Here is a 20,929-nt window from a genome sequence, read left to right on the forward strand (position 1 = left end):
GTGTGGTGTGTCTCCCACAAGCGAAATAAAGGCAACGGTTCATTCCACCAAGGACTGACCTCGTCGTCTGGTGCCCGCTCTGCGCTGGCTTACTTGTTGATAGCCCAATTCCAAATGGGCCCGGAACCGCAATAACGAACGCACTTTATCAGGACTTGCTCAGCCCGATTTCATGGGCTTTCAGTTTCCGTTCAGCTTGCTCGGCGTACGCTCTCTCTCATACCCGGAAGAAGCGTTGCGTTTGGATTGCCCGGACGAAAAGAGCTTTCAATACTCACCTGAACCCCAGGCGGGACAAGCGCTGCCCAGAAGAAACTGCTGAGCTTATTCGATAAATATGACTGTCACGTTTCAATCTCTAATTGGCCAGGTATTCACAAAAAAACAACACTTCACTGATGAAAAGCCCACGGGATATAAACGAAATTTTCATCAATACGCTTTTATTGTTTCCATTATTAAACACCGTTACTAGCGGGTGGCCAGCGCTGTAATAAATAGTGCAAAAACGCTGTCATTGCATGTATTCAAAGGCCCCTTAGAGTGGCCTGGCTTCAACTCCCTATAAACGAACGCCTTATTTCGGTGGGCACCTGCGTACCCGCTCGCCCAGACATTGATGAATGCCGGAGGATGTACATGAGTCAGGACTTTCTTGCTTTTTCTCGCCCCAGCATGGGCGACGAGGAAGTCGCTGCGGCCAGCCGAGTGCTGCGTTCGGGATGGATCACCACCGGCCCGGAGTGCCAGCGCCTGGAACAGCAATTCGCCGAGCGTTGCGGCGCACAACAGGCAGTGGCTTTGTCGTCGGCCACCGGCGCCATGCACATTACCCTGCTGGCGCTGGGTATCGGCCCCGGTGACGAGGTGATCACACCCTCGCAGACCTGGGTTTCCACCGCCAACATGATCTGCCTGCTGGGCGCGACCCCGGTATTCGTCGATGTCGACCGCGACACCCTGATGACCGACGCTGCACGTATCGAGCGCGCGATCACGCCTCGTACCAAGGCCATCATTCCTGTGCATTACGCCGGTGCCGCGTTCGATCTGGACCCGCTCTATGCGCTGGCGCAGCGACACGGTATTGCCGTGGTCGAAGACGCTGCCCACGCTGCCGGCACTCGTTACAAGGACCGGCCGGTCGGCGCTCGCGGCACGGCGATTTTTTCGTTTCATGCGATCAAGAACATGACCTGCGCCGAGGGCGCGATGTTCGTCAGCGACGATCCGCAACTGGCGGATCGGGTTCGCCGCCTGAAATTCCACGGCCTGGGCGTCGACGCCTATGATCGTCTGACCCACGGCCGCAAACCCCAGGCCGAGGTGATCGAGCCTGGCTTCAAATACAACCTGGCCGACATCAACGCCGCCATCGCCCTGGTTCAGCTGGACCGTCTGGACGCCATCAACGCCCGACGCAGCGAGCTTGCCAATCGCTACCTCGAGCGTCTGGCTGGCAGCCCGGTCCAGCCCCTCGCGCAACCGCACTACCACCAGCATCACGCCTGGCACCTGTTCATCCTGCGCATCGACGCCGAACGCTGCGGTCTGGACCGTGATGCCTTCATGAAAGCCCTGCAAGCGCAAAACATCGGCAGCGGCATTCATTTCATCGCCACCCACCTGCACAGCTATTACCGCCAGCGGTTTCCCGATGTGCGCCTGCCCGAGACCGAATGGAACTCGTCGCGCCTGTGCTCTATCCCGCTGTTCCCAGACATGACCCTTGCCGACGTCGACCGCGTCGTCGGGGCCATTGAATCGGCCATCGCAACCAAGGGGGAATCGCGCCCGTGAAACACTACCCCATCAACCGCGTGTCGATCGTCATCCCGGTCTACAACGAAGAACAGAGCCTGCCCGAGTTGCTTCGCCGCACTGAAGCTGCGTGCGCACAGCTGGCTCAGCCGGCGGAAATCATTCTGGTGGATGACGGCAGTCGTGACGAATCCGCCGAGATTCTGCTGCAAGCCAGCCAGCGGCAGGGCAGCCCGTTTGTCGCCGTCATTCTCAACCGCAACTACGGCCAGCACGCGGCAATTATGGCCGGCTTCGGCCAGTGCAAGGGTGACCTGGTGATTACTCTGGACGCCGACCTGCAAAACCCGCCGGAGGAAATTCCACGGCTGGTCAAGCTCGCCGAGCAGGGTTATGACGTCATCGGCACCGTGCGCGGCAACCGTCAGGATTCGGCCCTGCGCCGCTGGCCGTCGAAACTGATCAACCTTGCGGTGCAGCGCTCGACCGGCGTGGCGATGACCGACTACGGCTGCATGCTGCGGGCCTACCGGCGCAGCATCGTCGACGCCATGCTCGCCTGCAGCGAGCGCAGCACGTTCATCCCGATTCTCGCCAACAGTTTCGCCCGTCACACCACTGAAATCGTGGTGACGCATGCTGAGCGCGAGCATGGGGAATCCAAATACAGCGCAATGAAGCTGATCAATCTGATGTTCGACCTGGTCACCTGCATGACCACGACGCCGTTACGGCTGCTGAGCATCATCGGTTTCAGCATGGCGTTTCTGGGCGTCGCGTTCGCGTCGCTGCTGATCGTGTTGCGTCTGATATTCGGTGCGCCCTGGGCGGGTCACGGCACGTTCGTGTTGTTTGCCGTGCTGTTCGTCTTCACCGGTGGCCAGTTCATCGGCATGGGGCTGCTGGGTGAATACCTGGGCCGCATGTACAGCGACGTGCGTGCCCGCCCGCGGTTCTTCATCGAGAAGGTCGTGCGCGGCACCTCTGCCACGCCTGCCGCGAGCAAAGCCGACTCCCCCGCCCCCCTGTTCAACAAGGTCGCCCCATGAGCCTCAACGCCGTCGTTTTTGCCTATCACGATATCGGTTGTGTCGGGATCGAAGCCCTGCTCAATGCCGGCTACGAGATCTCTGCGGTGTTTACTCATGCCGACGACCCCAGGGAAAAAACCTTCTTCGGTTCGGTCGCGCAGCTCTGCGCCCAGCACGACATTGCGGTGCATGCCCCCGAAGACCCCAACCACCCGTTGTGGATCGAGCGCATCAGCAAGCTGGCGCCCGACTTCATCTTTTCCTTCTACTACCGCCACCTGCTCGGCGAGAACCTGTTGGCCTGTGCCAGGAACGGCGGCTTCAACCTCCACGGTTCGCTGCTGCCGCGCTACCGTGGTCGCGCGCCCGCCAACTGGGTGCTGGTGAACGGCGAAACCGAGACCGGCGTGACCCTGCACCGCATGGTCAAACGTGCCGACGCCGGCGCCATCGTGGCGCAACAACGGGTCAGCATCAGCGCCACCGAAACGGCCTTGTCGCTGCACGGCAAACTGCGCACCAGCGCCGCCGACCTGCTCTCGGAAACCCTGCCGTTACTTGGCAGAGGTCAATTGCCTGGCATCGAACAGGACGAATCCAGAGCCACGTACTTCGGCCGTCGCACGCCCGCCGACGGGCTGATCGACTGGCAGCAGCCAGCGTCGCGCCTGTACAACCTGGTTCGCGCGGTCACTCAACCCTACCCCGGCGCGTTCTGCCCGCTGGGCGAGCGCAAGCTGATCGTCTGGAGTGCTCGCGTTCAAGCGGGCAATGACGGCCAGGCGCCGGGTACCGTCCTCAGCTGTGACCCGTTGCGCATTGCCTGCGGTGAAGACTCGCTGTTGATCACTGCCGGTCAGCGCGGCGATGAAGGCCTGTTCCTGAGTGGCCCGCAACTGGCCCGGGAATTCGGTCTGGTGGAGGGCTCTCCCCTGCATGGCAGCGACAAACGCCGGCAGCTGCGCCGCACTCGCGTACTGATCCTTGGAGTCAACGGGTTCATCGGCAATCACCTGTCCGAGCGCCTGCTGCAGGATGATCGCTACGAGGTGTATGGCATGGACATCGGTTGCGATGCCATCGAACGCCTGCGCAGCCATCCGAATTTTCACTTCATCGAAGGCGACATCAGCATTCACACCGAGTGGATCGAGTACCACATCAAGAAGTGCGACGTGGTCCTGCCGCTGGTGGCCATCGCCACGCCCATCGAATACACGCGCAACCCGCTGCGGGTGTTCGAGCTGGATTTCGAAGAGAACCTGAAAATCGTCCGCTACTGCGTCAAGTACAACAAGCGGGTGATTTTCCCATCGACCTCGGAAGTCTATGGCATGTGCCAGGACCCGAGTTTCGATGAAGACACGTCGAATCTGGTGGTCGGCCCGATCAACAAACAGCGGTGGATCTACTCGGTGTCCAAACAACTGCTGGACCGGGTGATCTGGGCCTATGGCCAAAAGGGGTTGCAGTTCACCCTGTTCCGTCCGTTCAACTGGATGGGCCCGCGCCTTGACCGCCTGGATTCAGCTCGCATCGGTAGCTCACGTGCGATCACTCAGTTGATTCTGCACCTGGTGGAAGGCACGCCGATTCGCCTGGTTGACGGCGGCGCGCAGAAACGTTGTTTCACCGATGTCGTCGACGGCATCGAAGCGCTGGCGCGCATCATCGAAAACCGCGACGAGCGCTGCACGGGCCAGATCATCAACATCGGCAATCCGGATAACGAGGCCAGCATTCGTCAACTGGGCGAAGAACTGCTGCGTCAGTTCGAAGCCCATCCACTGCGCGACAACTTCCCGCCCTTCGCCGGGTTCCGGGAAGTGGAAAGCCAGTCGTTCTACGGCAAGGGTTATCAGGACGTCAGCCACCGCAAGCCCAGCATCGACAACGCCCGTCGCCTGATCGACTGGCAACCCACCATTGCGCTTCGTGAAACCATCGGCAAGACCCTGGATTTCTTCCTGCGCGAAGCCATGAGCGAAAAGGCGCAAGCGCGTTGATGCCGGCCGGGTTGCGCATCGACGTCGACACCTATCGCGGCACCCGCGATGGCGTGCCGCGCTTGCTGGAGATGCTCGATGAAGCACAGATCAAGGCGACGTTCTTTTTCAGTGTCGGCCCGGACAACATGGGCCGTCATCTGTGGCGTCTGACCCGGCCGCAGTTTTTGTGGAAGATGTTGCGCTCCAGGGCCGCCAGCCTGTACGGCTGGGACATCCTGCTCGCAGGCACCGCCTGGCCCGGCAAACCGATCGGCCGTGACCTTGGGCCGCTGATGCGCCGCGCGCAGGACGCTGGCCATGAAGTGGGCCTGCACGCGTGGGACCACCACGGCTGGCAGGCGAATGCCGGGCACTGGTCGCAGAATCAACTGACGGCACAGATCGCCCGTGGCGTCGACTGCCTGAACGACATTCTGGGCAATCCGGTGACCTGTTCGGCTGCGGCGGGGTGGCGCGCCGACGAGCAGGTGGTGCAGGCCAAGCAGTCCTTTGGTTTTCGCTACAACAGCGATTGCCGGGGACGCAGCGTATTCCGCCCGTTGCTCAACGATGGTCGGCCCGGCACGCCACAGATTCCGGTGGACCTGCCGACGTTCGATGAAGTGGTCGGGCCGCAGGTCGCTCCGGGGGCGTTCAATGACTACCTGCTGCGTCAGTTCGCGCCCTCGAAACTCAACGTCTACACGGTACACGCCGAAGTTGAAGGCATCGTCATGGCCGAGTCGTTTCGGCATTTGCTGACCTTGGCAAAAAGCCGCGATGTGCAGTTCCTGCCACTCGGCAATCTGTTGCCGACGAGCCTCAAATCCCTGCCCCAAGGCCATTTGGTACGGGGCGTGTTGCAGGGTCGCGAAGGCTGGTTGGGAGTGCAGCAGCCATGACCCGTCAGCGGCATTTGCTGATCCTGCTGGCGGTTTTCCTGCTGGCGTATCTGTTGCCACTCGGCACCCACGGTCTGTGGATTCCCGATGAAACCCGCTACGCGCAGATGAGTCAGGAAATGCTTCACAGCGGCAATTGGGTCGCGCCGCACTTCATGGGGCTGCGTTACTTCGAAAAACCGGCGGCCGGGTACTGGCTGATCGCAGTCTCTCAGGCGCTGTTCGGGGAGAACCTGTTTGGCGTGCGTTTCGCCTCGGCCCTGAGCAGCGGCTTGACCGTATGGCTGGTGTACTCACTGGCCGCAAGACTGTGGAACGACCCGCGCAAGAGCTTCGTCAGCGCGCTGCTGTTCATGAGTTTCATGCTGGTGGCGGGCCAGGCAGGTTATGCCAATCTCGACCCGCAGTTCACCTTTTGGGTCAGCCTTTCGCTGTTTGCCTTCTGGTGCGCCATTCACAGCGTGGGCCGTCAGCGACTGCTGTATTGGGCGCTGCTGGGCGTGGCGTGCGCCATGGGTTTCATGACCAAGGGCTTTCTTGCCTGGGCATTGCCGGTCATCGTCGCCCTGCCTTACATGGCCTGGCAACGACGTCTGCGTGAACTGCTGACGTTCGGACCGATTGCGGTGTTGGTAGCGCTGATGGTTTGCCTGCCCTGGGTGCTGGCGGTTCAATTGCGTGAGGGCGATTACTGGCGCTTCTTTTTCTGGCATGAACACATTCGCCGCTTCGCCGGCAACGATGCTCAACATGCCGAACCCTGGTGGTTCTATCTGCCGTTGCTGGTTGCCGCCAGCCTCCCGTGGGCCGTATTGCTACCCGCCACCTTGAGGCAAGCCTGGCAACAACGGCGCGAGGCCCACAGCGGGTTTCTGCTGTTGTGGCTGGTTCTGCCGCTGGCGCTCCTGAGCATCAGCCGGGGCAAGCTGCCGACTTACATTTTGCCGTGTCTGATTCCGCTGGCGCTGATGATGGGCAGCACATTGGTGGATCGTCTGCATCAGAGCAGGAGTGCAACACTGCGCGCCAATGGCCTGCTGAACGCTGTGCTTGGCGTCATCGCGTTGATCGCGCTGCTGGTGCTGCAACACCGACAGGCCCTCTACGCGCAACAACCGCTGAATCTGACCCTGGCGATTGTGATCCTGTCGGGCTGGGTCCTGAGCAACCTGCTGCAAGGCGTTCGACCTTTGCGCTTCTGGGCGGCTCCTGCCATCGGCGCCTGGCTCGCCATTGCGCTGGCTCCCTTGGCATTGCCTGACAACGTGGTGTTCAACAAGACCCCGGATCAGTTCGTCGTCCAGCACCTGGATGAACTCAGCGCTTCCACCCATTTGCTGAGCAATGATCTGGGCGCGGCGGCCGCGTTGTCCTGGCGTCTCAAGCGCAATGACGTGGTGTTCTACGACACCCGAGGCGAACTGGAATACGGCCTGGGCTATCCGCAAACCGTCCCCCGTGAAGTCGACTGGCAACAGGTGCAGGCCTGGATGACTCAGGCTCGCCGCGAAGGCTCGGTGGGCGTGGTGATGCGCGGCGACGGCAAGGATCAGCAATACGAGCTGAGTCTGTTGCCCGCCGACGGCAAGCGCTACCAGCAAGGCAGTCTGGTGATCCTGATTTTCGACAGGAGCGCGTCATGACCTTTGCCCTGTTGCTCGGCGCCTGCCTGCTCACCTGCCTGGGCCAGATCGCCCAGAAGCTGGCCGTCGAACATTGGCGGGGCCGGACGGCCGGTTTCGGCGCGGTGCTGCGCAATCACTGGCTGTGGCTGGCGCTGGCCTGTCTTGGCAGCGGGCTGCTGCTCTGGCTGCTGGTGCTGCAACGGCTGGATGTCGGCATCGCCTATCCGATGCTGGGCCTGAATTTCGTATTGATCACCCTCTGCGGCCGGTTCCTGTTCAAGGAATCTGTGGACGGCCGCCACTGGCTGGGCGTGCTATTGATTCTCATCGGCGTCGTATTGCTGGGGCGTCAGGCATGAGCCGCCAGCGCGGGTTGAGCCTGGCCATGAGCAGCGTATTGCTGGTCAGCGGCGCGCAATTGGCGATGCGCTGGAGCATGGTGCGGTTGCCTGCGCCTGAGCAATGGATGTCGGCCCTGCAGATCGGTGGCGTGGATATTCGTGCGCTGGCGTTTGTACTGATCGCAATGGTCGCCTACGGGCTGTCGATGCTCTGCTGGCTGCTGGCCTTGCGCGATATTCCCCTCAGTCGCGCCTATTCGCTGCTGAGCATCAGCTATGCGCTGGTGTACCTGTTGGCGGCCCTGCTCCCGTTTTTTCACGAAACCCTCACCGTTCCCCGAACGGTGGGCGTGACCCTGATCGTGCTCGGTGTAGTGACGATCAATCTGCGGCGCTCTGCGTCAACCGCGACAACAGCATCAAGGAGCTTTCCCGATGAAAATCAGCGTCTTCGGTAGCGGTTATGTGGGCCTGGTGCAGGCCACGGTGCTGGCGGAAGTTGGCCACGACGTGGTGTGCATGGACATCGATCCGGCCAAGGTCGAGCAACTGAGCAAAGGCCAGGTGACCATTTACGAGCCGGGCCTGGAAAGCCTGATGCGCGAGAATCTGGAGGCCGGCAGGCTGCATTTCACCACCGATGAAAAACGCACGGTAGAACACGGCGAAGTGCTGTTCATCGCCGTTGGCACGCCTTCCCGCGCTGACGGCTCGGCAGACTTGAGCGCCTTCTTCGCGGTCGGCGAAGCCATTGCCCGGCATCGCGTCACGCCGGTGATCATCGTTGAAAAATCCACAGTTCCGGTCGGCAGCGGCGATGCCTTGCGCAGCCATATCGAGCAGGCGCTGCGCCAGTCGGCGCGATTGCTGAAGTTCGATATTGTCTCCAACCCGGAATTTCTCAAGGAAGGCTCGGCGGTCAAGGACTGCCGGCGCCCGGACCGCATCGTCATCGGCTGCGGCAATCCCGACGTATTCCCGGTCATGCGCGAGCTTTATGCGCCGTTCAACCGCAACCACGAACGCATCATGTTCATGGACCTGCGCAGCGCCGAACTGACCAAATACGCGGCGAATTGCATGTTGGCGACCAAGATCAGCTTCATCAACCAGATCGCCGAACTGGCCGAGCACCTGGGGGCCGACGTCGAATCCGTGCGCCTGGGCATCGGCGCCGATTCGCGTATCGGCTACGACTTCATCTATCCCGGCTGCGGTTACGGCGGATCGTGCTTCGGCAAGGACATCCGCGCACTGATCCACAGCGCCCGGGAAGCCGGGTGCTCGAACGACCTGCTCAACGTGGTCGAGAACATCAACGAACGGCAGAAAAACAAGCTGTTCGACCGTATCAACGCCTTTTACAAAGGGGAACTGCGAGGAAAGACCTTCGCGTTGTGGGGGCTGGCCTTCAAGCCCAACACCGACGACATGCGCGATGCGCCCAGCCGCGTGCTGATGGAGTCTCTGTGGGCCGCGGGGGCGACCGTCCGCGCCTTCGACCCGGAAGCCATGCAGGAGACCCAACGCCTGTACGCGGAACAACCGAACCTGATGCTGATGGGCACGCCGGAGTCAGTATTGCTGGGCGCCGATGCGCTGATCGTGTGCACCGAATGGCAACAGTTCAAGGCTCCGGATTTCGACCTCATCCAACAGCGCCTCAAGGCGCCGGTGATCTTCGACGGCCGCAACCTGTACGACACCGAACGCCTGGCCAAACGCGGTTTCCAGTACTTCCCGATCGGCCGCGGCGACTCCTGCAACCTGCCCATCCCGCAACAGCAATGGGCGCCGTACGAGCTGCTGTCAGCGCATCACGCGATGTGACCGGGAACATGTGCTGCCGCTCCTGTAGCAGCACGGCTTGCCGGCGGTAACGAATCCAAGGGCGTCACCGCCGGCAATGCGAAAAAGAACGAGGCGCCTTTTTCGGTGTTCTGTGCCCAGATCCTGCCCTCATGAAAGTCGATGATCGAGCGGCAGATGGACAATCCCATTCCCAGCCCGGTTTCACGGGTGGTGAAAAAGGGATTGAACAGTGAAGACAACACCTCGGCATCGATGCCCGACCCGCAGTCGGCGACCTCGAGGATGACTTCGCCCTCCGTCACACGGGTGCTGACTCGCAGCTCCCGGTGGTGCTTGTCGATGCTGGTCATTGCCTGGCAAGCATTGATGATCAGATTGATGATGACCTGTTGCAGCTGGATTCGGTCAGCCAGCACCCACGCGGTTTCCGCATCCAGCGCAACGCGCGCATTGATGTGGTGGTGGTTCAATTCGTAGTGCACGACACCCAGGGTTTCCCTGACGATCTCGTCCAGGCGCTCGGCCCGGCGTATCGGATCGGTCTTGCGTGACAGCGCCCTCACCCGGCTGATCACTTCACTGGCCCGGCGCGCGCTCTGGTTGATACGTTGCAGGGCGCCCAACGCTTCGGGGATGTCCGGGACCGGACGATCGAGCCAGCGACGACAGCCGTCGGCGCTGCTGTTGATCGCCGTCAGCGGCTGGTTGACCTCGTGAGCAATCGACGCGGTCAGTTCGCCCAGGGTTGTGACCCGGCAGATGTGGGTCAATTGCGACTGGGTCCGGTACAGCGTCTCTTCTGCCTGAACGCGCTCGCTCACGTCCATCACCGCGCCAAGGTATTCGAAGCGATCGTCGTGGGTCGATACCGGAATGGCAATCATATGAACGTGCTTGATGCGCCCGTCCGGCATCAGCAAACGGTGTTTGATTTCTATCTGTGGCTCCCGCCGCGCCGCACGCTCGAACACGCCATGAATCAAGGCATGATCCTGTGCCAGCGTGCGCGCCAGGATCATCGATTTGGTCACTGGCATGTCAGGCGGATACTCGAAAATACGCGCGCTCTCCTCCGACCACGACATCTGTTGCGTCACCGCGCAGAAGGCAACGCTGCCGGTCTGACTCAGGCGCTGCGCTTCGGTCAGGTAAATTTCGTTCTGGCGCAGCTTGTCGGCGGCCTGATTGCAGCGCGCGGCGAGAAAGCCGATGGCCGAGAGCGCGGTCAGGCACCGCACGAAGCCTGTCAGAGAGTCCCAGTCCCGATAACCCTCATCGATGAAGAACATCGCGACGATGGTCGCCATGCAGAACAGCGACACTCCGATGACCACCCGAATCGACACCACGTTGGCCGCCATCAGCAGCAGCGTCAGATAAATGATGGTCGCGGCGATGTCACGATGGTGAGGGGCGGCATTGATGATGACGATACCCACTGCGACCACCAGACCGATGCCCCAGGCCAGCCAGGTTTCGTAGCGATTCTTGCTGACGCTGATCAGCGGTGGGCTGCTTGCGGTTGCCGAGGGATTCAACCCGGCGAGGTAGGAAACCAGATTAAACCGGTCGCGCTTGCGATTGCTTGAGGTGCCTGGAATGCTCATGCGGCTGCGCCATCCCTTCGATTGAGGACTTCGGTCCAGCGCTGAGTCTAAAAGTAAATGCGAATTATCGATAAGCCATAAAACCCTGTTTTCCTGCCAATGACCTGGCTGGAACTCTGGGCGCCTCAGGGGCTTTTCGATCCCACAAAAAAACGCCTGACTCGAGGGATGCGCGCCAGGCGTAAAAAGGGTGAAACAGGCGTGTGTTGCGCCGTCGATCGTCAGCCGTCTGCCTCAGGCCACCGGGATTGACGGATCAGCCGCCGCCAAAGCTGTAGCGCGCTCGGCAATCGGTGGATAGATCCAGATCGAATTGATATTGCCCTTCAAGGTCTTGGCCTCCTCCTTGACCAGCTTCAACTGACGGTCCCAGCCCTCGGTGTACACCGCGCCCCACTCGCCCAGGTCCAGGCAGGTGACGTATTTGGGTTGACGATAGGCAGTCGTTGGCACACCAAGCAGATCGGCCGCGACGTTATTCCCGGCATGACGGCCGAGCGCAATCGCATGCTGGCAGGACATCGCCGCATAGTGACCTTCATCATCGGTCGCGGCATACGCCACGTCGCCGGCGGCATAGATGTCGTTCTGGCCCAGGACTTTCAAGTTCGCATCCACATGCAAACGGCCCAGCGAATCGCGCTCGCCCGGCACCTGCTCGGTCAGCGAACTGGCACGGAAGCCGACCGTCCAGATCACGGTTTGCGCTTGGATATGGCGACCGTCCGCCAGCGTGACGCCATTCGTGTCGATGCCCGCCACCGACGCGTCAAGGCACCACTCGATGCCCAGATGAGCCGACGCCTCGGCAATCGAAGGGCTGATGCCCTTGCCAAGCGCAGCGCCGATTTCAGCGCCGCGGTCGACCACGATCACATTGACCTTGGCATCCGCACCCAACACAGCACGCAGACGCGCCGGCAGCTCGGTCGCCGTTTCAATGCCGGTGAAGCCACCACCGCACACCACGACGGTGTTCCGTGCTTCGGATTCTGGGTAATCGGCCAATGCCTTGATGTGGCGTTCCAGGCAAGCGGCGGTCTCGATTTCGTCGACATCGAAGGCGCGCTCTATCCCTTCGATGGCTGGACGGTTCAGGCGACTGCCCGTGGCCAGGACCAATTTGTCGTAGCTCAACCAACTGTGCACCCCGGGCGCTGCGATGTACTCGACGCGCTTGCCTGAGGTGTCGATGTTGGCGGCCACGCCTTCGACAAACTGAATACCGGTGGCATCGAACAGCTCGGCCAGCGACGCTTTCATTTCATGCACGTTCGGCTCATAAAAGCGCGGACGAATACGCAGTTCCGCTTGCGGCGCCAACACAGTGATCTGCACATCTGTGGAGCCATTCAAGTCAAGCAGCCGTGCGGCGCTCAATGCACTCCAGACACCACCGAATCCAGCACCCAATACCAGGATATGTCGTTTCATGTTTATTCCAGATGTGTATGTTCAAGGAGGGGTTGTTTGTGATCGATGGTTTACTGTAACGACATGCCCCATGGGCGTCATGGCTGCATAAGTTGGCTATGTTAGTGACAAGGTTTTAATCACTCATACTTTGGTATAGCCGAGCGCAGTGCTGGCCACGTGAGTTAATACACGTATACATAAACGCCGACTTTAGCCAATGGTTAACAACCCTTGCCCCCGAGTGCGATGTCCAGACAGGCGATCAGTTGTTCATCATCAAAAGGTTTGGACAGATAACAGCAGGCGCCGAGCTTCTGAGCAGCCTGCCGCGGGGCCTGATGGGCCGATGCCGTGATAAAGATGACCGGCGTCGAATGCCCGGCCGAGAGCAGTTGCTCGTACATCTGCAAACCGCTTGCACCCGGCATCTGGATGTCAGAAACCAGGCAGTTCATTGCCTCGATAGACCGGGACGCCAGAAACTGTTCGGCACTGTCGAACAGGTGCACGGAATAACCCAGTGAACGCAACAGACTGTCCAGCGATACTCGAACGTTTTCATCATCATCAATCACTGCAATTGCCGGACGGGTGACCAATTTATGCACCTTCCCTTGATAAGGGTCGAGTCCGTTGACTGTCCCTTCCTACACCATACCCCCTGCCCGTGGCGACATAATCATACTTGCGTATAGTTATCTTATTTGTCGTGTTTCAAACTCAGCGCCTGCGCCATGCGCACCAGTTCGGCGAATGTTTTAGCATTCATTTTGCGCATGACATTGGCCCGGTGAATCTTCACGGTAATTTCACTCAGGCACACTTCGCTGGCGATCTGTTTATTCATCAAACCGGACGCAGCCAATGCCATGACGCCCTGCTCACGCACGCTGAGCGTCTGGTAGCGGCTGCGCAATGCCGCCATGCCCTTGCTCGCTTCTCGCTGTTGCGCGTCCTTGCTCAACGCCTGCGCTACGGCGTCCAGCAGGTCCTGATCACGGAACGGCTTGGCGAGAAAATCCACGGCGCCGGCCTTCATCGCCTTGACTGTCATTGCGATGTCGCCATGGCCCGTCATGAACACGATGGGCAATGTTTCCCTGGCCTTGACCAACTCGTTCTGGAAGTCGAGCCCGCTGATGCCTTGCAGCCGGACATCCAGCACCAGACAGCTGTTGATATCCGGTCGTTTGAAACCGAGAAACTCTGCCGCTGAGGCGAAGAGTTCCACTCGCAGCCCAATCGAGCGCAACAGGCTGCTCAGGGATTCACGTAATAACTGATCGTCATCGACGATAAAAACGCAGGAAGTATCGGTGGCCATTTTGCTGGTCATCGGATTGTGCTTCTGGCTGTTGGTGTAAAGAGTGCCCATTGATCTGATCCCACCTGAAGGGGTCACGCCAAAGGAAGTTGGCAGCCGGGTGTACACCGACGCGGGGCGCAGGTGACATCAGCCAGGGAGGCGTGTACCGGTTGTGCTGGACGCGTGAGGTTTTTCGAACTGAAAGACTGCTCAGGAGTGTATGAGCGCGGCTGTCAGAGCGACACGACATAAAACCCTGATTTTCTGCCAAGGGTTGGCAGGATCAGTGGCGCCACCAATCCCCGTGGGAGACGCCGGAGGTCACGACGGTACGGGCCGCGATTCGGACGAAGCGGTGTGTCAGACAACAACAGCTGCGACTGACCCACCGCTATCGTCCGACCGCGGCCCGGGCTGTCGCACAGCTCCAGCAGCTCCCACAAGTCCAGCGCCAGACGCGGTTCTTGTGGGAGACGCCGGAGGTCACGACGGTACGGGCCGCGATTCGGACGATGGCGGCTTGTCAGTTAGCAAATGAGCCAGCTGACGCACCGCTATCGCGGCTGTCGCACAGCTCCAGCAGCTCCCACAGGGGTCCTGTGTACTCCGGGATTACCGTGGGAGACGCCGGAGGCCACGACGGCAGCGATGCGGACGATAGCAGCGTGTCAGTCAGCAAATGAGCCATCTGACCCACCGCTATCGCGGCTGTCGCACAGCTCCAGCAGCTCCCACAGGTTTTGTGCCAAACCCAGATCTGCAGCACGCCACAATCCCCGTGGGAGACGCCGGAGGCCGTGACAATACGGGCCGCGACTCGGACGATGGCGATCTGGCAGTGTGCTTTGAGATGTTGAAGGCGCTCAGGCCGCCACCACCGACAGGGGACGCCGGCTGTTATCGCTGAGCAATTCGCTGAAACGCGAACGCAACCAGCGTTCTGCCGGATCGTTGTTGGCGACGCCGCGCCAGACCATCGACAACTCGAAGCCATTCAGGTCCAGTGGCACGGCTTCCGCGCGCAAGTGGCTGGAGGATGCAGCCATCGCGTGAGCCACGTAATCCGGCACCACCGCCACCAGATCGCTGTCCGCCAGCAGCACAGGCAGCGCGCTGAATTGCGGCACGTTGAGCACCACCTGACGGCTGCGTGAGACCCGTTTCAAAGCGCGGTCGGTATCGGCCACCAGCGTGCCCATGGACGCTACGGCAGCGTGGGGTCGGCGACAGAACTCATCCAGACTCATCGCTCCTTTCGCCGAATCGGCGCGTAATACCATCGGCCTGATCATGCGCAGGAACTTGCGTTTGGACGTTGCAGGCAACTCCCCTGTATAGCTGATGCCAACTGAAATCTCGCCGGTGGCGAGCAGGCTTGGCATGCGGTGGCAGTCGGTGTGGTGAATCACCAGACGGACGCCCGGTGCCTCGGTGCGCAAGCGGCGCAGCAACGGCGGCAGCAGGCCGTACTCGACATCGTCGGAAAGGCCGATGTGAAAAGTACCGGTGCTGTTGGCAGGGTCGAAATCAGAGGTCTGGCTGAGGGTGGTGGCAATGGTGTCGAGCAATGGCGTGAGAATCTGAAACAGGTCTTCGGCCCGTGCGGTGGGCTCCATGCAACGCCCGTTGCGAATGAACAAGGGGTCGGCAAACAGGTTGCGCAACCGCGACAAGGCATTGCTCACAGCGGGTTGCCCAAGGAACAGTTTCTCGCCGACGCGACTGACATTGCGCTCGTTCATCATGGCTTCGAAGATCACCAGAAGGCTCAGGTCCGTGCGGCGCAGATCGTGTCGGGTCAGCATTTCAACCTCCTGGGCAACAGGTCCCGTGAGTGAGATGGATAGCCGCCTGAACGTTACGACCGAATCCCGTCGGCTCGCGGCAAAGCCATGTGTTGCGGCATGTGGTTACTGTAACGAGGCGCCGCGCCGCTGTCGTTTATGCCCGAGTTGCGCCAGCTAGCGCATGGGTTTGTCCGATTTATACCCGCGTATAGGCGTGGTACCCGATCACGGGGCGGGCACGCGCACCAGCACATAATCCTCCTTGTCAAAACGGCCGCTGAACCATACCGGCAGCTGCCCCAGCGGCGTGCCCTGCAATTGCTGGAAATCGCCATTGCTCATGACCACATTGGCCGGCCCTTTCACGGCGCTCAACTGCTCAGGGGTTTCGGTGAATACAGGCTGCAGGTCCTGATTGACATTGACCATGAACTTGATGCCCTTGGCGTCCTTGCCCATGGAGTGCAGCACCAGCGGCGCCTTGTCATCCAGCGTCCGCTCAAGCACGCCCTGAGTAAAATGCCGAGTGTCGTACAAGGTACGCTCGGCTTTCTCGAACACACCGATGTAGCTGATCCAGACCGCCAGAACAGCGCAGGCTGGCAGGCCGTAGAGCCTCAGGCGCGGGCGCATCAACAGCGGCAGCGCAATCAGTTGCAGCAGCCCCAGCCCCACCAACACCGGCCCGATATCGCTCAGCGCTTCAGGGAACCTTGGCCGCACTGCCAACAAACCGCCCATCAATGCGCCCGGTATGAAACAGCACAGCGTCAATGTCAGCCCGCGCAACCACCAGAACGCACGCCCGGTTCGAACCTGAAACGGATACGCCGCGATGATCGCGGCCATGGGCAGCATCGGCAGGACATAGCGGGCCTTCTTCGCCTGGGGAATCGACAGGCCGACCATGACTACCAATCCGGCAAACGCGCACAGGTACAGCAAATGCAGCGCTGCACTGGTTTGTCTTCGGGCAGTCAGGGCAACGATCACCAGCACCACAAGCGCCAGTGGGTATGCCAGCGCGTAATTGCCCATGGAGCTTGCGAAATACCAGAACAGCGGGCTCGAGCCCTCGCTGCCGTCCATGCGTGAGGTGACTTGCATGCGCACCACCTCGGCGAGCAGCGCCTCGCCGCCACTGACCCGCGCCAGCAACAGGAGGGTCAACGTGCAAACCACCAGCAACAGCAACGCGGCCATCCCGAACCACCAGAAGCGCCGCCATTGCTGGCCGAACAGGTAGTAGCTGCAGGCCACCCCCGCAGGCACCACCAGCCCGATGGGGCCGCGAATCGCGAAGCCCAATACCAGCAATGCAAACACCAGCCATAGGCGGCGGGATGAACCGAAATGATCGCAGGCATACGCCAGGTAGAACACGGCAAAGGAAACCGTGGCAAGCATCTGGTCCAGCGACACCGCGCGGGTTTCGGTGATGAAGGTGTTGGTCAGCAACAGCAGAGCGATACTCAGCCAGGCCCAGCGTCGGGAGTAAGGCGACAGCAACCGATAGATCAGACCCACCATGACCGCTGACGCGATACAGGTCGGCAGCCAGGCGCTGAAACTGGTCACTTGCCCGAAAGGCAACGATGCAAGGTAGATGAGCCACGTGGTGAAACCCGAGTAGTCGGGATAGGGCTCGCCATAAGTGGTGGGGAAAAAACCGGGGCCGTGGCGCAGCATTTCCTGGGCGAACAGCACGAAGCGGGAGTCGAACCCGATGATCGGCAGGTGCCAACTGGCGATGATGAACACCATAAACGCCAGCCCACCGGCACTCCACGCCTGACGTCTGGCCCGCGCCGGAGTGACACCTGATAAAAACTCGGAAGCGATCGACGTCAACACACACTCCTGTTGTCAGCGCACTGCGGGGGCCACGACTGACGAAAGCGTAGACGCCATCGTCGATCTGCGTCGTCGGATAATACGAGCCCGTTCGCCCCTGTCGGATATACCGGGCACGCTCCAACATCATTCTTTAATTAAAATAACGCCCGGCCTTATATACAGCAGGACGAGGAAACCGGGAATTCACCAATGTTGTCAGCCTTTACACTTCTCGCTCTTTTCAGCCAGCGGACAGCAAGTTGAAAGTTTCGTGAAAAATATCCTGCCCTGCATGTTGTTCATTTGAAACTTCATCTTGCGCCTGTTCTCCCAAGCCTGCAAAGCAGCCGCGAAATGTGAAAACCCTTTTCACACGCGCTTCACCGGCCGTTCACTCCCCTCCCTTTACCCTGCGCGCAGACTCATCGGCGTCCCGGCGTGATGCGCTGCAGACTTATTCATGCACATCGCTTGCGCCAACTTAAAGACGCTCGACCTTATTTCCTTTAATGCAAACGGGCCGATCATGACCTCGAACTTCAGCCACGCTCTGGATGAATTGAGCGCACGTTATCGCGCACTGAGAAAGTCTGCGCGGCTTGCACTCGTGATAACCGGTGCGTTACTGCTTCTGAGCATGATCGCATTCGCCCTCAAACCTGCACCGATGACCGATCTTGCCGAGGGCCATCATTCGCGCAGCGCCGATCTTTATTCACTGTGGGACCAAGGCAATGTGGTCATTCTCATGCGCCATGTCGAGCGCTGCGACCACTCGACCAACCCATGCCTGGCCCAACCTGACGGCATCACTGTCAAAGGCCAGCGCGTCGCCGATCGCATGGGGCAGGCATTGCACCAGCTCGGGCTGACTCAGGCCGACATCTACAACAGCCCCCTGCGCCGGACCGAACAGACCTCAAGCTTCGTCTTCAATCGCGCCGCCACCGCTCAGGACTGGTTGATCAACTGCCGTGGCTCGATGCTCGACAACGTTCTCAAGCACAAACAGGACCATCACAACCTGATCCTGGTGACCCACAGCGAATGCGTCAGCGCGCTGGAAAAGTCCCTCAACGTGCCCTCGCCGGTTTCACTGGATTACGGCGCCTCGCTGATCCTGTCGGTCAACCCCGATGACCACAGCACCAGAGTGCTGGGCTTTATCGACGCGCGCGACTGGGCAAAAGTCGTCGCCAGGCGCCCCTGATCCAACTCTCTCAACCTTTCCTGCCACTCAGGGGAACACGCGATCGTGTACAACAGCAGAAACCGCTTTTACCTCACCCATGTCGGCATTCCGTTGCTGCTGGCCCTTGCTCTGTACGTCTGTTTCGACCTGACCGGGCTGGACGTGATCCTCAGCGACTGGATGTACAACACCACCACCCACGCCTTCCCGTTGCAGCACAACAAGCTGTTCGAGACCATCACGCACAAATGGGCTCGCATCATCCCGAACTGGACCGGCGAGGCGGCGATCATCGGAGCCGTTCTGTCATTCCTTTGGCCCCGCATCAAGGCCGAGAAACACGCAAAGCTGATGGCCTGGCTAGAGAAAGTTCGCGTTGCTCCCGCGCTGCGGTTCCTCACTCGCCATCGCCGTGATCTGCTGTTCGTGGTCTTCGCTTTCTCGATCACTACCGCAGCGATTCATTACTTCAAGAGCCACACCAGCATCTACTGCCCGGTGGAAACCACTCTTTATGGGGGCACCGAGCAGAAGAAAGAGTGGTTCGAGAATTTCAATCTGCTGCATGATGCCGGCAAAGGTCGTTGCTGGCCCGGTGGTCATGCGTCCGGCGGTTTCACTATGATGGCGTTGTTCTTCGTGGCCCGCCGTTACCGCTGGCGCCATGCCCGCAAGGTCCTGGCGTTTTCGCTGATCCTGGGGACGATCTATGGCACCACTCGGGTGTTTCAGGGTTGGCACTTCATGTCCCACACCCCTTGGGCCGGGATCATCGTCTGGTTTTCGACGTTCCTCACGGCGATGGCGTTCTACGGCCGCACGAGGCTGGATGCCTCAGTCCAACTGGCTGCCGAGGGGCGCCCAATCAACCCAACGATTGCTCCGCAGCCTCAAGCACAACCGTAAAACAGCAACCCGCCGGTTCACGGCTGGTCAGCGTCACGCTCCAGCCCTGGTTCGCGCAAATGCGCTGGACCAGCGACAGCCCCAGTCCCAGCCCTTCGCCGCGCTGTTCATCGCCGCGCACGAAAGGCTGGAACATCGCCTGCTGCTTTTCTTGAGGAATGCCGATCCCGCTGTCTTCCACACTGAAGCCGTGCGGATTGAGGGTCAGGCAGATAGCACCGTGATCGGTGTAATGCCAGGCATTGCGCAACAGGTTCCCCATCACCGAACGCAACAGCGGCGCGTTGTACGTCAGTTTTTCTGCGCCCTCGCAAGGCACATAAACGAATTGAATGCCCTTCTCTTCGATGGGCACCCGCCACACTTCGAGCAATTCCTCGGCCACTTGAACAACACTGGCGCGCTGCCCCTGCGGCGCATTCTTGCCCTCGGTGCGAGCCAGTAACAGGAAGGTTTCGACCAGTTGGTTCATCCCGGCGGTGGCCTTGCTGATGCGCTGCACCTGGGTGCGCGAACGTTCGTCCAGCCGTGGGTATTCCAGCAGCAGTTCGCAGGATGTGGCGAGCACCATCAGCGGCGTGCGCAGCTCATGACTGACGTCACTGGTAAAGAGTTTCTCCCGACCCAGCGCCGCCCGCAGACGCCCGAGCGTCTCGTCGAAGGAACGGGCCAACGCGCCGACTTCGTCACGGGCGTAATCGTCGGCCAGCGTGGGCGCCATCTCCAGCAGTTGATCGCGATGCCTTACCTGACCCGCCAACCGCGACACCGGTGCCATGACCCGTGAGGCCAGCAGACGCCCAAGCAGGATCGCCAGCAAGACACTCAGAATGAAACCGACCAGCACCACACCGAACAGAATGCGCTCACGCTTCTCGAACTTGCGCTGATCTCGCAGCAGCACGTAACGACGGTCGCCCACTGTCTCGACCATCGCGTAATACTCTTTTTTGCCGCGAAAGAACTCTTGAAAGCCCGGTTCAAGATTTTTCAGATCGTCGCTCATCGCCACGTCGCCGATCCCGTCGTCGGCGTAGAACAACTCATCCTTCTCCGGCCGATGACGCCAGTCCTCGATACGATCCTGCGTCAGTTGGCGATGCAGATTGCCGCCCAGGCTGATGGTCGTGAGCCGCTTTTCCACCACATGCACCGTGGCAATGATGCCTACGGCAAAGACACCGGCCACCAGCGTACTCATCAGGGCAAAAACGATCACAATCCGTTGCTTCAGGCTGTGTTTGATATCCATGGGGTTCCGTGCATAACCAGACGCGTGTCATGGGGCTGAACGCCACCGAGCTCGATTATCCGGACGCCATGTCATTGTTTTGTCAAAGCGGCGTGAGGTCCAGGACGATTTTTTTAACTTGTTGACGGATTTACACCGCATGAACAGCCTTTTGACGAATTTTTCTC

At 60.2% G+C, this 20,929-nt stretch carries 17 protein-coding genes; 10 read left to right on the forward strand and 7 right to left on the reverse strand.

Annotation, left to right across the window (positions count from 1 at the left end; all coding sequences use genetic code 11):
• The first annotated feature begins 639 nt into the window (after nt 1–639).
• The 8 genes from arnB to BWR59_RS23600 are packed head-to-tail and all read left to right on the forward strand — an operon-like array spanning nt 640 to nt 9,478.
• Nucleotides 640–1,800, forward strand: a complete 1,161-nt coding sequence (arnB, locus tag BWR59_RS23565; RefSeq protein WP_081568051.1) for a UDP-4-amino-4-deoxy-L-arabinose aminotransferase — start codon at nt 640–642, stop codon at nt 1,798–1,800.
• Nucleotides 1,797–2,810, forward strand: coding sequence for an undecaprenyl-phosphate 4-deoxy-4-formamido-L-arabinose transferase (gene arnC, locus BWR59_RS23570; protein ID WP_081568052.1), 1,014 nt, complete (start codon nt 1,797–1,799; stop codon nt 2,808–2,810). The genes arnB and arnC overlap by 4 nt, the downstream gene beginning before the upstream one ends.
• Nucleotides 2,807–4,798, forward strand: coding sequence for a bifunctional UDP-4-amino-4-deoxy-L-arabinose formyltransferase/UDP-glucuronic acid oxidase ArnA (gene arnA / locus BWR59_RS23575; RefSeq protein ID WP_081568053.1), 1,992 nt, complete (start codon nt 2,807–2,809; stop codon nt 4,796–4,798). Before arnC ends, arnA begins: the two co-directional genes overlap by 4 nt.
• A complete protein-coding gene (gene arnD, locus BWR59_RS23580; protein ID WP_081568054.1) occupies nt 4,798–5,682 on the forward strand; it encodes a 4-deoxy-4-formamido-L-arabinose-phosphoundecaprenol deformylase in 885 nt (294 codons plus the stop codon). The genes arnA and arnD overlap by 1 nt, the downstream gene beginning before the upstream one ends.
• Nucleotides 5,679–7,325 carry a lipid IV(A) 4-amino-4-deoxy-L-arabinosyltransferase gene (gene arnT, locus BWR59_RS23585; RefSeq protein ID WP_081568055.1) on the forward strand — a complete coding sequence of 549 codons (1,647 nt, stop codon included), beginning with the start codon at nt 5,679–5,681 and terminating at the stop codon, nt 7,323–7,325. Before arnD ends, arnT begins: the two co-directional genes overlap by 4 nt.
• The gene (gene arnE / locus BWR59_RS23590; RefSeq protein WP_081568056.1) at nt 7,322–7,666 is read left to right on the forward strand and encodes a 4-amino-4-deoxy-L-arabinose-phosphoundecaprenol flippase subunit ArnE; all 345 of its coding nucleotides are present in this window, start codon (nt 7,322–7,324) and stop codon (nt 7,664–7,666) included. The genes arnT and arnE overlap by 4 nt, the downstream gene beginning before the upstream one ends.
• Nucleotides 7,663–8,106, forward strand: a complete 444-nt coding sequence (gene arnF, locus BWR59_RS23595; protein ID WP_081568057.1) for a 4-amino-4-deoxy-L-arabinose-phosphoundecaprenol flippase subunit ArnF — start codon at nt 7,663–7,665, stop codon at nt 8,104–8,106. Before arnE ends, arnF begins: the two co-directional genes overlap by 4 nt.
• Nucleotides 8,084–9,478 (forward strand): UDP-glucose/GDP-mannose dehydrogenase family protein, encoded by a 1,395-nt coding sequence (locus tag BWR59_RS23600; protein ID WP_081568058.1) that lies wholly within the window; start codon nt 8,084–8,086, stop codon nt 9,476–9,478. The genes arnF and BWR59_RS23600 overlap by 23 nt, the downstream gene beginning before the upstream one ends.
• On the opposite strand, the gene BWR59_RS23605 is transcribed toward BWR59_RS23600, so the two are convergent.
• The 6 genes from BWR59_RS23605 to BWR59_RS23630 all read right to left on the reverse strand — a co-directional run bounded on the left by BWR59_RS23605 (nt 9,466) and on the right by BWR59_RS23630 (nt 17,340).
• Nucleotides 9,466–11,067: an ATP-binding protein gene (locus BWR59_RS23605; RefSeq protein WP_081568059.1), complete on the reverse strand. Its 1,602-nt coding sequence runs from the start codon at nt 11,065–11,067 to the stop codon at nt 9,466–9,468. The two genes, BWR59_RS23600 and BWR59_RS23605, sit on opposite strands and share 13 nt — an antisense overlap.
• A 234-nt stretch (nt 11,068–11,301) precedes the next feature.
• Nucleotides 11,302–12,501 (reverse strand): FAD-dependent oxidoreductase, encoded by a 1,200-nt coding sequence (locus BWR59_RS23610; protein ID WP_081568060.1) that lies wholly within the window; start codon nt 12,499–12,501, stop codon nt 11,302–11,304.
• Nucleotides 12,502–12,704: 203 nt separating this feature from the next.
• On the reverse strand, nt 12,705–13,058 hold the full coding sequence (locus BWR59_RS23615) for a response regulator (RefSeq protein ID WP_230982075.1): 354 nt from the start codon (nt 13,056–13,058) through the stop codon (nt 12,705–12,707).
• A gap of 125 nt (nt 13,059–13,183) precedes the next feature.
• On the reverse strand, nt 13,184–13,819 hold the full coding sequence (locus tag BWR59_RS23620) for a response regulator (RefSeq protein WP_081568397.1): 636 nt from the start codon (nt 13,817–13,819) through the stop codon (nt 13,184–13,186).
• Between the two features lie 833 nt (nt 13,820–14,652).
• Complete coding sequence (locus BWR59_RS23625) at nt 14,653–15,594, reverse strand: LysR family transcriptional regulator (protein ID WP_081568062.1); 942 nt, start codon at nt 15,592–15,594, stop codon at nt 14,653–14,655.
• Nucleotides 15,595–15,801: 207 nt separating this feature from the next.
• Entirely contained in the window at nt 15,802–17,340 is a 1,539-nt protein-coding gene (locus tag BWR59_RS23630) for a glycosyltransferase family 39 protein (RefSeq protein ID WP_081568063.1), read from the reverse strand.
• A 598-nt stretch (nt 17,341–17,938) separates the two neighbouring features.
• On the opposite strand from BWR59_RS23630, the gene BWR59_RS23635 reads away from it, so the two are divergent.
• Nucleotides 17,939–18,622 carry a histidine phosphatase family protein gene (locus BWR59_RS23635; protein WP_081568064.1) on the forward strand — a complete coding sequence of 228 codons (684 nt, stop codon included), beginning with the start codon at nt 17,939–17,941 and terminating at the stop codon, nt 18,620–18,622.
• 42 nt (nt 18,623–18,664) lie between these two features.
• Nucleotides 18,665–19,510, forward strand: a complete 846-nt coding sequence (locus BWR59_RS23640; RefSeq protein ID WP_081568065.1) for a phosphatase PAP2 family protein — start codon at nt 18,665–18,667, stop codon at nt 19,508–19,510.
• Here the strand turns inward: BWR59_RS23640 and BWR59_RS23645 are convergent.
• Complete coding sequence (locus tag BWR59_RS23645; protein ID WP_081568066.1) at nt 19,470–20,762, reverse strand: HAMP domain-containing sensor histidine kinase; 1,293 nt, start codon at nt 20,760–20,762, stop codon at nt 19,470–19,472. The genes BWR59_RS23640 and BWR59_RS23645 overlap by 41 nt on opposite strands.
• Between the last annotated feature and the right edge of the window lie 167 nt (nt 20,763–20,929).

This window comes from Pseudomonas sp. Bc-h (assembly GCF_002080045.1).
Taxonomy (GTDB): domain Bacteria; phylum Pseudomonadota; class Gammaproteobacteria; order Pseudomonadales; family Pseudomonadaceae; genus Aquipseudomonas.

Coding starts and splice junctions, on each gene's coding strand:
- arnF (WP_081568057.1), top strand. CDS start 7,663: ATGAGCCGCCAGCGCGGGTTGAGCCTGGCCATGAGCAGCGTATTGCTG.
- BWR59_RS23605 (WP_081568059.1), bottom strand. CDS start 11,067: ATGAGCATTCCAGGCACCTCAAGCAATCGCAAGCGCGACCGGTTTAAT.
- arnD (WP_081568054.1), top strand. CDS start 4,798: ATGCCGGCCGGGTTGCGCATCGACGTCGACACCTATCGCGGCACCCGC.
- arnA (WP_081568053.1), top strand. CDS start 2,807: ATGAGCCTCAACGCCGTCGTTTTTGCCTATCACGATATCGGTTGTGTC.
- BWR59_RS23610 (WP_081568060.1), bottom strand. CDS start 12,501: ATGAAACGACATATCCTGGTATTGGGTGCTGGATTCGGTGGTGTCTGG.
- BWR59_RS23630 (WP_081568063.1), bottom strand. CDS start 17,340: ATGGTGTTCATCATCGCCAGTTGGCACCTGCCGATCATCGGGTTCGAC.
- arnT (WP_081568055.1), top strand. CDS start 5,679: ATGACCCGTCAGCGGCATTTGCTGATCCTGCTGGCGGTTTTCCTGCTG.
- arnB (WP_081568051.1), top strand. CDS start 640: ATGAGTCAGGACTTTCTTGCTTTTTCTCGCCCCAGCATGGGCGACGAG.
- BWR59_RS23600 (WP_081568058.1), top strand. CDS start 8,084: ATGAAAATCAGCGTCTTCGGTAGCGGTTATGTGGGCCTGGTGCAGGCC.
- BWR59_RS23620 (WP_081568397.1), bottom strand. CDS start 13,819: ATGACCAGCAAAATGGCCACCGATACTTCCTGCGTTTTTATCGTCGAT.
- BWR59_RS23625 (WP_081568062.1), bottom strand. CDS start 15,594: ATGCTGACCCGACACGATCTGCGCCGCACGGACCTGAGCCTTCTGGTG.
- BWR59_RS23635 (WP_081568064.1), top strand. CDS start 17,939: ATGACCTCGAACTTCAGCCACGCTCTGGATGAATTGAGCGCACGTTAT.
- arnE (WP_081568056.1), top strand. CDS start 7,322: ATGACCTTTGCCCTGTTGCTCGGCGCCTGCCTGCTCACCTGCCTGGGC.
- BWR59_RS23645 (WP_081568066.1), bottom strand. CDS start 20,762: ATGGATATCAAACACAGCCTGAAGCAACGGATTGTGATCGTTTTTGCC.